This window comes from Microvirga yunnanensis, assembly GCF_025460875.1.
The window spans coordinates 1-13,838 of record NZ_JAMXFI010000100.1 but is presented as its reverse complement, the minus strand read 5'-3'; the positions used below and the strand labels follow the sequence as shown (position 1 = coordinate 13,838).

Sequence of the window (13,838 nt, the reverse complement as noted above, 5' to 3'; positions counted from 1 at the left end):
CAAGCACAGACCAAGGAGGATGCAATCATGCCAGTTATCCGGGTAAATGGGGAGGATTTCTTCGTCAACCTTGACGGACCCGCTACCGCTCCGGTTCTTCTTCTATCAAATTCGCTTAGCTCCGACCTCTCCATGTGGGACGATCAGGTGTCGGCATGGGCCCAACGGTTTCGGGTGGTTCGCTATGATCAGCGCGGGCACGGCGGCACTGTCGTCTCGGCAGAACCATATTCCATGGAGCAACTCGGCCGCGATGCCATCGGCGTCATGGATGCGCTCGGGATCAAGAGGGCGCACTGGTGTGGGCTGTCGCTCGGCGGTATGGTTGGAATGTGGATGCTCACGCATGCTCCAGGACGCATCGACAAAGCGGTGCTCGCCAACACGGCCGCCCACATGGGGCCGGTCGAACTATGGAACGGGCGTATTGAAACAGCACGGCGAGGTGGAATGAAGGCGCTCGTCGAGCCGACGATCGAACGCTGGTTTCCTGAGCACTTCCGACAGGCTGCGCCTGGCACCATGGATCGTATGCGCGCTATGATCCTGCGGACTTCGGTTGAGGGCTATACAGGATGTTGCGCAGCCATCCGCGACATGGATCAACGGACGGCAATCCGCGGCGTCACCAACTCCGTTCTGGTGATCATTGGCTCGCGTGATCCAGCAACAAAACCGGCTGATGGTGAGTTGATCGTATCATCGATCAGGAATGCCAAGTCAGTAACTGTCGACGCGGCTCACATCTCGAATATTGAGCAGCCAGAACTCTTCGCCTCGACGGTAATGAACTTCCTGGCCTGACCGCTAGGATACGACAAATACGGCGTATAGGCCGTTGCGTTCCTGCGATCAGGAGATGCAACGGTCTAGCCAGTCCTCTTCTTCACCCATGTGCAGCTCGCCCGAGATAGAGTTCGGCTGCTCTGTCATCAGCCAGCAAACTCGCCGCCTCACCGGCAAGAGCAACCTGTCCTCCATCCAAGATGCAGCCTCGGTCTGAGATCGCAAGCGACTGGCGGGCCCGCTGCTCGACCACGAGCACCGAAACACCGAGGTTCGGAAGCCGGCGGATCAGCTCGAAGGCGTCCGCGACCTTCGCCGGCGCAAGAGCCGCCGTGGGTTCATCAAGGATCATCAGACGCGGGCGCGTCATCAGCGCGCGTGCAAACGCCAGCTGCTGACGCTCGCCGCCTGAGAGACTGCCCGCCCGTGTCCGCTTGCGCTCACCTAGGAGTGGGAACACCTCGAACAATTCAGCAATCCGCTTGCCTTGATCCTTTACCCCGACGACCACCTGCAGGTTCTCAAGGATGCTCAGGGACCCGAACACGTTAGCCACCTGGGGCACGTATCCAATGCCGCGAGCGATGCGAGTCTCGGTTGGATGCGGCGCCAAGTCCGCGCCCTCAAAAACGATACGGCCCTGTACGCGAGGCAAAAGGCCGACAATAGCCTTTGCGAGCGTCGATTTCCCGGCGCCGTTCGTCCCGGCAACCGTCAGGATCTCTCCCTTCTGCAGCGAGAGCGAAATACCGTTGAGGATATCCACATCGGCGTACCCGCCACGAACCTCATCGATTTCCAGTAGCGTCACGAGACACCTCCCAGATACGCTTCCCGGACGAGCGGATTGTCGAGCACTGTCTCCGGCGCACCCTGCGCAAGGACTTTGCCCCGATCCATGACCGCGAGCTGTGGCACGAGCCTGGTCAGCGCCTCGAGGTCGTGCTCGATGATGACAAAGCCGATGCCGCGCGTGTTGAGTTCGGTAATCCGCTCCATGATTTCGCCGATCAGCACCGGGTTCACGCCGGCAAAGGGCTCGTCAAGCAGAATCAGGCGCGGCTCGACCATCAGTGCCCGGCCAAGTTCCAGCAGCTTCTTCTGGCCTCCCGACAGCTTTCCGGAGGGCTGATCCGCCACCGCACTCAGTTTAAGGAAGCGGATCGTCTGATCGACACGCTCAGCGATCGCCCCCTCCTCCTCACGCACCCGACCCGGACGAAAGAAGAGGCCCAACAGGCTTTCCCCTGTCTGCTTCGGAGCCGCCGCCATCAAGTTCTCGCGGACCGTCAGATGTCGGAACTCGCGTGGCACCTGGAATGTTCGGATCATCCCGGCACGGGCTCGCGCCGGAGGTGACAGGTTGTCGAGGGATTGTCCATCCAACCGGATCTGTCCCTCATCGGCGGGAGCGAAACCCGACACGACCGAGAACAGAGTCGATTTCCCGGCCCCATTGGGACCAATAATGCCGAACAGGCTACCGGACTCGATGCTCAGGCGGACGCCGTCGAGGGCGCGGAAGCCGCCGAAGGCTTTGCTGATGTCATGGATCTCAAGACTCATCGCTTCGTATAATCCCCCATGAGACCCTGCGGGCGATACATGATGAACAACACCAAAAGGAGACCGACCGCCCCTATGCGCACCGAGGCCATATCGACTTCGGACACGCCGGGAACGATGTCGCGCAGGAAGCGCGATCCCTCCAAGAAAAGCATCAGGATGGCGGTGCCCACAATCGCACCGGAAACCCGCCCGACGCCGCCCATGATGATCGCCATCCAGACGTAGAACGTCACAAGAGGGATGAACTGATCCGGGACGATGTAGGTGATGTAATGGGCGTAGAATGCGCCCGCGATCCCGGCGAGGGCAGCACCGACCACAAGCACTTGGATCTTGAACCGGGCCGGATCCTTTCCGAGTGCCTGCACGGCCTCCTCGTTGTCGCGGATGGCTTCGATGAGGCGTCCGAACGGCGAGCCCGCGATGCGACGGATGATCCATGCCCCCACGAGGGTGACGGCCAAGACCGTAACCAAGACGGCCAACTGAGCCGCAGATCCCCCCAAGCCTTCGTAGAGCCGCGGGATGCCGGGGATGCCCTGGACGCCGTTTGTCAGCCACCTCTCGCTCGTGATGACGATCCTGACCACTTCGGAGAACCCGAGCGTGACGATCGCGAAATAATCGTCCCGCAGCCGAAGTGACACGAGGCCGAGGGGCCAGGCGGCGAGGCCGGCCAGGGCGGCAGCGGCCGCGAAACTGAAAACCAGTGGCACGCCCTTTAAGGCCAGCAGAGCACTGGTATAGGCCCCGATCGCAAAGAAGCCGACGTGCCCGAAGTTGATCAGGCCTGTCAGGCCATATTGTAGTGTCAGGCCCAGGCTCAGGATCACATATATGAGGGCAATGATGCCAATCGCGATGAAGTAGGCTTCCATCAGCGTGCTCCTTCCAGTCGACCGAACAGGCCCCGCGGCCGTACGAGAAGAACGGCCAGCATGATGATGAAGGCCAAGGCGATCTTGTAGGTAAAGCCGACGAGCGGGGTCGAAACCTCCTGCACCACGCCCAAGATCAGGCCGGCAACTACGGCCCCGACCGGGGACCCGATGCCGCCTAGGATGGCCGCCGTGAAGGCCGGGAGCAGCATCTCCCAGCCGAATTCCGGAGTGACGATCGTCTTGATCCCCAGCATCATGCCGGCGACACCCGCCACGCTCCCCGCGAGCAGCCAGAGTGCGATCATCACACGATCCGGCCGAATGCCCGAGACTCGCGCAAGGTCCCGGTTATCCGCAACGGCCCGCATCTGACGTCCGATGGGCGTCAGGTACAGGATTGCAAAGACGAGCGCGAGAGCTGCGAGAGCCACGGCTGCCAATTGCAGGTCAAGGGGCGTAATCCTGACGCTGCCGAATACGTAGGGACGTGACAGCGGAACCTGGAAGACCTGTTGGCTGTGCCCGAAGGCAACGCCCAGGACAGCCCGAATGAAAAACGCGATGCCGATCGACGCCACCAGCAACGCGACCACGGATCGCTCGGCCAAGCGACGGAACACGGCTAGGTAGGCCAGGAGGGAGATCACGCCGGTCGCGATGATGGCGGCCAAGCCCCCCATCGCGATTGATCCGGTCGCTTTATGGGCTGATAGCGCCGCGTAGGCACCGAAGGTCATGAAGTCGCCGGTGGCGGCGTTCGGAAACCGGGCGATGCCGAACACAAGCGTGATGGACAGGGCCGCCAAGCCGATGACGAGGCCCTGGACAAGACCGTTTACAAGGAGCTGGGCATAGAACATGGATAACCTACAAACGGGGGCCACTCTGCGGAGGGACCCATAGCAGCACCCGGCTCGGTGGCCCGAGCCGGGCGGGGGAGCGGCCGCTAGATCTTAACGACATAGCGGCGGTTGAGCTGACCGCCCTCGATGAAGAAGACACCGAAGTCGGGCGTCACATCGCCGTACTGGTCGAAATCGAGCACCGAAGAAGCACCTTCGAAGTTGATCTTACCCTTCTTCAGCGCCTCCTTGGCCTCCGCATAGGTATAAACCTGCTGCCCCGCGGGGTTGGACACCTCACGGATCTTGGCGTTGATGGCAGCCGTGTCCGTGCCATTGGCCGCCTCGATCGCCAACGCCAGGGCATGAACCATATCCCAGGTCATGGCCGCATACACGTTCGACTGCCCCGGCTGTCCCGTCGCCTTCCGGTAGGCCTCGTCATAAGCCTTGTAGGACGGAGCATTCTCGTTCGAGACCGAGTCGACCGAGATAACTCCCTCGACGACATCCGGACCGACCGCCTTCACCAAGTCGGGGCTAGCGGCCCAACCCGGCATGACCCACTTGACCGGCTGGCCGCTCTGATACCACTCGCGCATGATGATCGTGGTGTCGGCCAGGTACGAGCCGGTGACGATCACATCAGGGTTCGCTGCCAGGACTTTTTGCAGCTCTGAGCGATAGGTCGGCTGGTTTGGCTCGTACACGACATTTTCAACGACCTTGTGGCCCTTGGCCTCCCAGGCTTTACGGAAGCCTTCCGTGTTGCCGATCCCGGAAGCATTGTTGAAGGCCATTGTGGCGGGGCGCTTGAATCCTTCCTTTTCGCAGATCTCCGCGAATGCGCGACCGAAGCGGTCGTTGGTCGCTTGGAACCGATAGGACAGTCCCTTGGCGTTCGCAGGAAGCACGGACAGCGCCGGCGCGCCCGACGTGTTCATGAGGATGATGTTGGCGTCATTGGTCAATGGGACCACCGCGAGCGATACCCCAGACGACCAGGTTCCGAGAATTGCCTGAACCTTGTTGACATCGATGAGCTTTTTGGCCGCTAGGACTGCCGCCTGAGGGTTCGTCTGGGTATCTTCGGAAACAATCTCGATCTTGCGCCCGGCTGCGCCGCCGGCGGCGTTCACCGCCTCGGCTGCCGCAATGATCATCTTCTGCATGCCGGAACCAAACGGGCTGCCGGATCCTGTGACCGGGCAGAGGGCTCCGATGCGGAATGTGCCCTGGCTCTGCGCACGAAGGATGGACGGGGCACCGATCAGCGCCGTAGTGGCGCCAAGTGTACCTATAAATTGCCGGCGGGTGTAGGTCATGTGGGTTCCCTTTCTGGTGCTCTAGGCGTGGAGCTCGTTCTTGTTGGAGTGTCTGCGTTTCGATGTGGCCGGCATCCGCAAGCGTTGGTCTGAAGGTCGGGACGGAGCCAGAGGTGCAGCCGATACCGGCAGCGAAGTCCCGGGACGTGTCAGGAGCGAACGTTCCCGTCTCGGTTGTCAGGAGCCCATTGCGTTACAAGCTTTGGCATCAGCGGACCTGCTCCTGGTGCGCCTTTGCCAGTTCGGCCAGGCTCGTGAACTGAAAGTCGTACCTCGGCGTTTCGCCGGGATCCATAGTGGCTCCGAAGCCCGTCTCCTGCTTGCGCCGGTAGATCCAACATGATGCAAGCCCCATATCGTTGGCCGGCTTGTGATCGTGGAACAGACTTTCCGCCGTGTGAAGGATATCGGTCCTGGCAAGCCCCATACCCTGGAGCTTTTCGAGCATGTACTCGAAATTCCGCAGGCTCGGCTTGTACGATCCAATGTCCTCCGCGGTGAAGATGGCATCGAATTCAACCTGAAGCCGCCGGTTGCTGTAGCTGAATGTCTCATTGTCGACATTCGACAGGATTGCAAGCTTGTAATGCTTTTTGAGATACTGGAGCGCGTCGGCCGAATCCGGAAAAGCCGGCCAGTTGCGAACGGAGCGACCATAGACCACGCAATCCTCGTGGGAGACAGAGACGCCCCATTGCTCGGCGAGGCGTTTGTAGACAATGCTCAAGAGATCCCGGTAGAGCATCGACGGCGTCTGTCGCTGTTGCGACGACTCATGGCGCGCATGAGCCTCCAGGATTTCGTTCCGCGTGAGAGGCCGATCCATCATGCTGGTGAGGGGCTTCAGGGCCTCGACCATCCCGCTTTCCCAGTCAATCAGAGTTCCGTAGCAGTCGAAGGTCAGAACCTTGAAATCGGTGAGACGCATCTTGGCTTTCTCCTATGTTACGCTACTGCGGAGCGATATTGCCCTGGGAAGCGCACTGCCGGCGTGGCCGGGCGCGGGCGCCAGAGGCGGTCCACGCCCGGACGGACGAGTCGTCCAACCCGATCGGCAGGCTCCATCGATCAGGCTGCCAGTTCATCCTTCACGAAGCGTCCTGCCCTCATGATCGCCGGCATGCGCCGCCCTTGGCCAGTGAGGAGCGACAAGTCCTTCAAGGGATCGCCGTCTACGACGATGAGATCCGCATGGGCGCCGGCCTCGACAACACCGAGCTTTCCCTCTTGCTTGACAACCTTAGCAGCGTTGATCGTGGCGGAGCGGATGACCTCGATCACAGGCAGAACCTCACCGCGCAGGATGAACTCATCGGATTGATGCTGGTGCATCTCGCCGAGAAGATCCGAGCCGTATGCCATCATGACGCCTGCGTCGTGCAGGGTTTGAAGGGCAGCAAGGCCCTGGCTGCGCACGTCCTCGATCTTGGCAACCGATTCGGGCGGCAGGCCGAAGGAGGCACCTTCCTTGGCCAGATAATCAAACGTCACATTGGTTGGCACCACATAAGCGCCTTTTTCCTTCGCGAGCCGCGCCGTTTCGGCTGAGATCAGGTTGCCATGCTCGATGGACTCGACCCCGAGCTCTACGGCTCTGCGGATAGCCTCATCTGTGTAAAGATGGGCGGCGACATAGGTTTGCGCGTTGCGTGCCTCCTCGACCGCGGCGCGGATCTCGTCTGCGGACAAGCCGAGGAATGCGATCGGATCCGTCGGCGATGACACACCGCCATTGGCCATGATCTTGATGAACTGAGCGCCGGCCTTGATCTCCTCGCGGGCAGCACGGCGAACCTCGTCCACTCCGTCGACGACCCGGCCAAGGGTGCCGGCCTTGTCCGCGTAGTAGTCGACGTTGCGGGCGTGATACCTACCGCGGTAATCGGTGTGACCGCCGGTTTGCGAGAGGGCCTTGCCGCAGATGACGAGACGCGGAGCCTCGATCAATCCCTCCTCGATCGCCATGACGAGACCATGATCGGCGCCACCCAAATCGCGGACGGTGGTGAAGCCACGCATCAGCATCTCGCGCATGATCTTGGCGGAGCGGAGCGCCACGAGTGTGTTCGGCAACTCGGCGTTGGCACCGAGATTGGCGACGGTGGCAATGACGTGAACGTGGCAATCGATCAGGCCGGGCATCAAGGTCTTGCCGGCGAGGTCGATCACGCGGGCGGAAGAAGACGTGATAGGTCCGTCGGATACCTCACGGATCTCGCCGTTCTCCACGAGAACGTTGTGGTCGGCAAGAGCTTCGTTTCTCCGTCCGTCGAGGATGCTGGCGTTCTTGAACAGGATAGCGGACAACGCAGATCTCCTATGAGCAATGGCTTTTACTTGCGGGATTTCGTCAGGGCGGAAATGAGCAGGGGCGTGAAGGAGCGCACGACGGCGACCTGATCCTCACTGGTATAGGCCCCTTCCTGGTCCAGGACATTCAGGGTTCCAAGGATCTCCCCACCCTCCTGCACGGAAACGTTGATGACGCAGCCGAGCCCGAGGCTTTCGATCAGCTCATGGTCGGGAAAAGCCCAGCGGATCGCTTCTTTGTCGCGACCGAGGAAAGTCTGCTTGCGCGTCAGCACGAGATCGCCCCAGGGGGTCAGTCCCATGCGCTTGCGGCCTTGCACCGGGTAGGCTTCCGGCTGGGACGAGTAGACCCGCTCTACCTCCTCGCCGCCCTCGCAGCGCACGAGGATGGTAAAGAGCCGATGGCCGATCAGGTCGCTGATGGCCTTCTCGACGGCACGGTACGCTGCCTCAGGCGAGGCATCCTGCGCAATCGCGTCAGTAACAGAGAGATAGGCTTGAAGCAGTTGGTTGTTCATACGACTGGAGCTTTCTGTGAGCGTTCAGGGAGGAATCCGTCAGGACGTAACGTTAAAACGATGACCAACCCGATCCCGACGGCTATCTCGCGAAGGGCGGCAGCTTGCAGGGCCGTTACCCCAGGAGCGACTTCGGCAAGGAACCGTGTCGCCTCGAGGAAGGCGACGAGAAGATATGCGCCGAGCACCGCACCCGCGGGGCGAGCGTTTCCACCGGCCGTGACTGCAAGAAAAATATAGATCGTGATCAGTGGCTGGAATTGATCCGGGGCGACGTAGCTCGTGTAGTGGCCGTAAAGCGCACCCGCTAGACCTGCAATGGCAGCTGCGAGGGAAAAGGCCTGAGCCTTGAAGCGCACGATGCTTTTGCCTGCCACCGAGGCAACCGTCTGGTCCTCCCGGACAGCGCGCAACGCTCGCCCCCAAGGAGATGCGAGAAGCCTGCGTTGAAGCCCATAGACCAGGATAACGGCCGCGACGGTGATCAATAGGGTTCCGAGATGGAACCAGACCCCCGTATCACGGGCGATCATGACCGGAACGCCGGAAATGCCATCGGTGCCGCCGGTGAGCCAGACCTCGTTCGAAGCCACGATGCGCACGATCTCTGCAAAGCCGAGCGTCACGATCGCGAGGTAGTCATCACGCAGGCGAAGCGTCGAGAAGCACACCAGCAGGCCGGCGAAGCCTCCAGCTAGCACGGCCGTGAAAACCCCGACCACGATCGGCGTGTGCTCCCATGTGGTGAGCATCGCCGAGGCATAGGCACCGACCGCAAAGAACCCAGCAAGGCCAAGATTGACGAGCCCCGCCAATCCCCAAGACAGCATGAGGCTCTGCGCCAACAGCGCGTAGATCGAGCCGACGACGAGCATAAACAGGATATAGGTCAGCATGGTGTCAGCCCGCCTTGCTACCGAGGAGACCTGAAGGCCGGATCACGAGCACCACAAGGATCACGATGAAGCCGACAGCGAGGCGGTACGCGGGAGCCAGCGCAAGCACCGTGAACTCTTCCACGATGCCAATGACGAAGGCTCCCGCGACGGCCCCGGGAATGCTTCCGAGCCCACCCAGAACTGCGGCGGCGAACACCGAGAGGAGCACGCGCCCGCCCAGAAGAGGGTCGATGGACGTGTCCAGGCCAATGAGCGTGCCTCCGACGCCACACAAGCCGCTGCCGACCGCGACCGTGACCAGCGCGATCAAGCGAGGGTTGATCCCTTTCAAACGCGCCAGGTCGGCATTGTCGGCCACCGCTCGCATCGAGCGGCCGAGTGACGAGAATGACAGAAAGGCCCAGACCGCAACCATGATCGCAAGAGCGAAGATGAAGTTGGTGATCTGCTGCGGCCCGATCCGGATCGGGCCGAAGACGAGGTCGCGAGCCAATGGAAGGTCGAACGCCCTTAAATCGTTGCCGAAGAAAAAGCGAACAACGTTCTCGATCACCATCGCCATGGCAAGCGATCCGATGGCTTTCATCAGCGCCCCGCCCCGTCCAAGTCGTTCCAGCGCGCCGTACTCGAGCGCCGCCCCGAGGATCGCCGCGCCCACGAAGGCTACGACGATCGCCGCGACGATCGGAAGTCCAAAAGTGACGTTCGCGACCCAGGCGATGTATGCGCCGGCCGTAGCCAGCGCACCGATCGCAAAATTCGGGAACCGCAACACCGCGAAGATGGCGCTGAAGCCGAGCGCCGGAATTGCCAGGAGCGCTCCAGCGATCACGCCGTTGACAAGGGCTTGGAGGACCGCGTCGACCATCACGCAATCTTCAGCAAGGTGATCTTACCGCCCTTGACCTGCTCATAGCGGAATTTGGCATCGGTGATGTCGCCGATGTCGGTGAAGTCGCAGGGGCCGGAAGCGCCATCATAATCGACCTTCTTGCCATCGGCGATCAGCTTCAGTCCGTCGACAGCGGTTTCGACGCGCTCTCCGCCGCCCTGCGATACCTTGCGCACGTTGTCCTTGATAATGGTGCCGGTGTCGCCCTTGCCGACCGCCATGGCCATAGCGATCAGATTAAGATGGTCGTAGACTTGGCAGCTATACGTGTCGGGTGAGTCGACGCCGAGGAGACGTGACACGTTCTTGTAGGCGTTGCTGCCTTCGGCAGGAGACGGAGACAGGGTGTAGATGCCCTCGCTCACATCCGGCGGAAGCGCGTCCACAAGCTGCTTGTTCACGGAATAACCGAAGCCGAACAGGCTGCCGCGATAGTTGGCGCGGTAGAGATCGCGGACGAGCACGGCGGTATCGTTGGTATAGCCGCCCATCACGATCGCATCGGGCTTGCCGCGCAGCACCTGATCAACCTCGGTGCGCAGGGTTGTCTTCTTGTCATCGTAGATCAGCGAGGTTGTTTTTCCGCCAGCCGCCGTGACGGTCTTGGTCAGCGCCGCAAACTGCGAGTCGGTGAAGGGCGTCTGCGGCGAGACAAACGCCACGGTCTTGGCGTTGGCGCCAAGTGCAAATTCTCCGAACTTGGTGCCTTGCAGGGTCGTGGTTGGCTGCGTTCGGATCAGAAAACCCTGGTGGGGGAGTAGGGTGATAGGTTCCGCGCCGGAAACAGTCGAGAGGAACACGCCGGACTGTGAGCATACCGGCACAACTGCCGTAGTGACCGCAGAGGCCCAGGTGCCGATGATGGCGGAGACCTTGTCGATGTCGATGAGCTTGCGCGCGGCGCGCAGACCCGCTTCGGGGCTGGTCTGGTCGTCTTCCGAGATGATGAGCAGTTGACGTCCGAGAACGCCGCCTGCTTTGTTGATCTCGTCGGCAGCCTTCTTCACAGTAGTCGCCATGGACGGGCCGTAGGAGCCTCCCGAGCCGGTGAGCGGCGTCAACGTTCCGAGCTTGATAGGACCGGGCTGTGCCCGCAAGATCGCCGGCATTGCCACCGTTCCGGCGAAGGCGACGCCAGCGCCGAGGATATGTCTGCGCGAGATATCTGTCATGATACTGTCCTCTTCAGTGACGCGGGAGATTGGCCTGCTGGCTCACCCCGGTTGGTTTGGTGGCTCGTCCGCCCAGGAAAAGCCGGCGGATATCGGGATCGTTGGCGACGGTTTCGGCCGGTCCATCAAGGTGATTTCGTCCATCAACGAGTACATAGGCGCGGTCGGAGACCTCGAGAGACTCAAGCGCGTTCTGCTCGACCATGAGAATCGCTATGCCCTCATTGGCGATGCTGCGGATGTACTCGAAGAGCTCGTGCGCTGCCTTCGGACTGAGACCCGCCGTAGGCTCGTCGAGCAGAAGTGCGCGGGGCTTGCCCATGAGAGCCATCGCCATGGCGAGGATCTGGCGTTGTCCGCCTGACAGGCTCTTGGCCGAAATTCGGCGCTTGTCGAACAGCATCGGAAATCGTGCGTAAGCCTCTTCCATCCGCCTTTTTGCCGAGCTGCGCTCAAACAGGCAGCTGACCTCAAGATTCTCTGCGATCGTGAGCGATCCAAAAATATTGCGCTCCTGCGGCACGAAGCCGAGACCTGCCTTCGCGATGGCCTGCGGCGACTGACCGGTGATGTCGTCGCCCCCGATCAAAACCTTACCCTGCGACGGGGACAGCAATCCGGAGATCAGCTTCAGCGCAGTCGACTTACCGGCGCCGTTTGGTCCGATAATGGTGACAACCTCGCCTGTGTCCGCGCTCAGGGCTACACCCTTCACGATATGCTCGGCCGAGGCATAGCCGCCGACGATGCCTTCGACATCCAACAATCTCATCGGCGTCCTCCAAGGTACGCATCCTGAACGTCGCGGTTTTCTCGCACGTCGTCGAAGGTTCCTTCAGCAAGTGTCCGGCCCTGCGCCATGACGATCACGCGCTTGCAGATGCGCTCAATCAGCGCCATGTCGTGCTCGATGAGCAGCACCGTCATGCCCTCGGATACGAGCGCAAGCAGATGGTCGCCGATTTCCTCCCCGAGCGTGGGATTCACGCCGGCTGCCGGCTCGTCGAACAGAATCATGCGAGGCTCGGCCATCAGGGCTCGCCCAATCTCCAGGAGCTTCTTCTGCCCCCCGGAGAGAGCCGTCACCTTGTTGTCGATAACGTGAGACAGCCGCAGACGCGCAGCGATGGACAAGGCTTTCTCCGCTAGTTCCGCCTCACGCTGTCGCGCACTCGCCGACCCAGCCAGGGCGGCACCGATCCGTTCACCAGGCTGTTGCGCGCCATAGACCATCAGGTGCTCGAAGACCGAGAGCTTGGGAAAACCGCGTGCGATCTGAAACGTCCGAACAAGCCCGAGCCGGGTGATTTTGTGAGGGCTTAAGCGCTCGATGGAGTGGTCCAGGAATCTGATGGATCCGGAATTTGCCCTGTAGAGGCCGGAGATGACGTTGAACATCGTCGTCTTTCCGGCCCCGTTCGGCCCGATCAGTCCGGTCACGACTCCAGGTTCGACGTGAAACGACGCCCCGTCCAAGGCCTTCAGTCCTCCAAAGGCGATACGGATCCCGTCAACGGCCAAGGGATATGTCGATGTATTATGGGTCGCTGCCATGGATGTCTTTGCGTGTGCATGCACGTTCATCGCCCTCTCATCGCTCCCTGATGCCGTGGCGCGGCCGAGGAAATTTCACCGTCAGCTAGGCTCTGCTTCGAATCGGCTGAACCTACGGGGTGTTCATCATTCTTCAGCATGAACTCACGACGCATCTTCTCTTTCCAGAAATTGAGCAGCGCTTCGAAGTAGACCGGATCGTCTCTCGTGGCGGATTGAGCGATCATCCCGCGGATCAGGCACATCGTCGCGTTCATCAGGACGAGCGCATGCTCGACCTCGACGCCAACCTGCCCTGCGAGTTCAGCCCACACGGAGTTGAGGCCTGCGTGAAATTCCTGGACGACCGGAATGATAGCCGAACGGAACGTCTTGTTGTGCCGCGCCTCAGGCAAATACTCCATTGTGACGTAGAACAGGCGGTCGTTCATCATCTGCCACAGGTAGTCGACGATCTTGTCGGACGTCCCTCCAGATTGACGTATTCCCTCGGCCATTTTGTGAAGGCCGGTCGTCGCATCGCGTAGTTGATGGGAGATTGCCGCCGCAATGATTTCCTCTTTCGAGCTGAAGTGATGCGTCAGTGCACCTCGCGACACTCCGGCAGCCTCGGCGATGTCGGATGTCGACATGCGGTAAAGCCCACGGTCATGCAGCAGATCGATCGTCGCGTTGAGCAGCTTGAGCGTTGTGTCGGCAGTACGCTCCTGCTGTGTTTTCCTCCGGCTGCGGGGCTTCATTCCGGTTCTCCCGTGGCGTTGGAGACTGGCACCGGAATTACAAACAAACAAGCCTGTTTGTTTGTCAGACGTGCCGAACTTTCGTATGATTTGCCTCGGTAATAGGCATGCTGACTCCTTACCCTGCACCGCAAGTCTGCGTTCAACAATTTGTGATAGGATAATATAGCATAGGCCTAGAAGGTGGATTGATGACTCCCTCTCCGCTGTGGAGAGAGAGAAACCCAAGCCCTGACCATAATCCCGCATGCGACGGGAACGGGCTCCGAGGTGAGCGCGACCATTCTTTTTCGCGGCATTCTTCCAGCCAGGGGGACAACGCGGTCGCACTCCCCTCAGATATCACGCGC

At 60.8% G+C, this 13,838-nt stretch carries 15 protein-coding genes; 1 reads left to right on the top strand and 14 read right to left on the bottom strand.

Annotated features, from left to right (window positions below; genetic code table 11):
- Positions 1 to 27: 27 nt before the first annotated feature.
- Complete coding sequence (gene pcaD, locus NF876_RS32435) at positions 28 to 804, top strand: 3-oxoadipate enol-lactonase (RefSeq protein WP_262272269.1); 777 nt, start codon at positions 28 to 30, stop codon at positions 802 to 804.
- A gap of 82 nt (positions 805 to 886) precedes the next feature.
- Here pcaD and NF876_RS32430 read toward each other — a convergent pair whose 3' ends face one another.
- The 14 genes from NF876_RS32430 to NF876_RS32365 form a co-directional block, all read right to left on the bottom strand.
- Entirely contained in the window at positions 887 to 1,597 is a 711-nt protein-coding gene (locus tag NF876_RS32430; protein WP_262272268.1) for an ABC transporter ATP-binding protein, read from the bottom strand.
- On the bottom strand, positions 1,594 to 2,352 hold the full coding sequence (locus NF876_RS32425) for an ABC transporter ATP-binding protein (protein ID WP_262272267.1): 759 nt from the start codon (positions 2,350 to 2,352) through the stop codon (positions 1,594 to 1,596). The genes NF876_RS32430 and NF876_RS32425 overlap by 4 nt, the downstream gene beginning before the upstream one ends.
- Positions 2,349 to 3,233, bottom strand: a complete 885-nt coding sequence (locus NF876_RS32420; RefSeq protein WP_262272266.1) for a branched-chain amino acid ABC transporter permease — start codon at positions 3,231 to 3,233, stop codon at positions 2,349 to 2,351. The genes NF876_RS32425 and NF876_RS32420 overlap by 4 nt, the downstream gene beginning before the upstream one ends.
- Positions 3,233 to 4,096 carry a branched-chain amino acid ABC transporter permease gene (locus tag NF876_RS32415; protein WP_262272265.1) on the bottom strand — a complete coding sequence of 288 codons (864 nt, stop codon included), beginning with the start codon at positions 4,094 to 4,096 and terminating at the stop codon, positions 3,233 to 3,235. The genes NF876_RS32420 and NF876_RS32415 overlap by 1 nt, the downstream gene beginning before the upstream one ends.
- 86 nt (positions 4,097 to 4,182) lie before the next feature.
- Positions 4,183 to 5,403: an ABC transporter substrate-binding protein gene (locus NF876_RS32410; protein ID WP_262272264.1), complete on the bottom strand. Its 1,221-nt coding sequence runs from the start codon at positions 5,401 to 5,403 to the stop codon at positions 4,183 to 4,185.
- Positions 5,404 to 5,611: 208 nt separating this feature from the next.
- A complete protein-coding gene (locus NF876_RS32405) occupies positions 5,612 to 6,331 on the bottom strand; it encodes a haloacid dehalogenase type II (RefSeq protein WP_262272263.1) in 720 nt (239 codons plus the stop codon).
- A gap of 140 nt (positions 6,332 to 6,471) precedes the next feature.
- Positions 6,472 to 7,710, bottom strand: a complete 1,239-nt coding sequence (locus NF876_RS32400; protein WP_262272262.1) for a metal-dependent hydrolase family protein — start codon at positions 7,708 to 7,710, stop codon at positions 6,472 to 6,474.
- Positions 7,711 to 7,736: 26 nt separating this feature from the next.
- Positions 7,737 to 8,231 carry a GAF domain-containing protein gene (locus NF876_RS32395; protein WP_262272261.1) on the bottom strand — a complete coding sequence of 165 codons (495 nt, stop codon included), beginning with the start codon at positions 8,229 to 8,231 and terminating at the stop codon, positions 7,737 to 7,739.
- Positions 8,228 to 9,127, bottom strand: a complete 900-nt coding sequence (locus tag NF876_RS32390; RefSeq protein ID WP_262272260.1) for a branched-chain amino acid ABC transporter permease — start codon at positions 9,125 to 9,127, stop codon at positions 8,228 to 8,230. The genes NF876_RS32395 and NF876_RS32390 overlap by 4 nt, the downstream gene beginning before the upstream one ends.
- A gap of 4 nt (positions 9,128 to 9,131) precedes the next feature.
- Positions 9,132 to 9,998 (bottom strand): branched-chain amino acid ABC transporter permease, encoded by an 867-nt coding sequence (locus NF876_RS32385; RefSeq protein WP_262272259.1) that lies wholly within the window; start codon positions 9,996 to 9,998, stop codon positions 9,132 to 9,134.
- Positions 9,998 to 11,194 carry an ABC transporter substrate-binding protein gene (locus NF876_RS32380; protein WP_262272258.1) on the bottom strand — a complete coding sequence of 399 codons (1,197 nt, stop codon included), beginning with the start codon at positions 11,192 to 11,194 and terminating at the stop codon, positions 9,998 to 10,000. The genes NF876_RS32385 and NF876_RS32380 overlap by 1 nt, the downstream gene beginning before the upstream one ends.
- A 13-nt stretch (positions 11,195 to 11,207) precedes the next feature.
- Entirely contained in the window at positions 11,208 to 11,966 is a 759-nt protein-coding gene (locus NF876_RS32375) for an ABC transporter ATP-binding protein (RefSeq protein ID WP_262272257.1), read from the bottom strand.
- Positions 11,963 to 12,748, bottom strand: a complete 786-nt coding sequence (locus NF876_RS32370; RefSeq protein ID WP_262272256.1) for an ABC transporter ATP-binding protein — start codon at positions 12,746 to 12,748, stop codon at positions 11,963 to 11,965. Before NF876_RS32370 ends, NF876_RS32375 begins: the two co-directional genes overlap by 4 nt.
- A gap of 26 nt (positions 12,749 to 12,774) precedes the next feature.
- A complete protein-coding gene (locus NF876_RS32365) occupies positions 12,775 to 13,488 on the bottom strand; it encodes a TetR/AcrR family transcriptional regulator (RefSeq protein WP_262272255.1) in 714 nt (237 codons plus the stop codon).
- Positions 13,489 to 13,838: the final 350 nt, after the last annotated feature.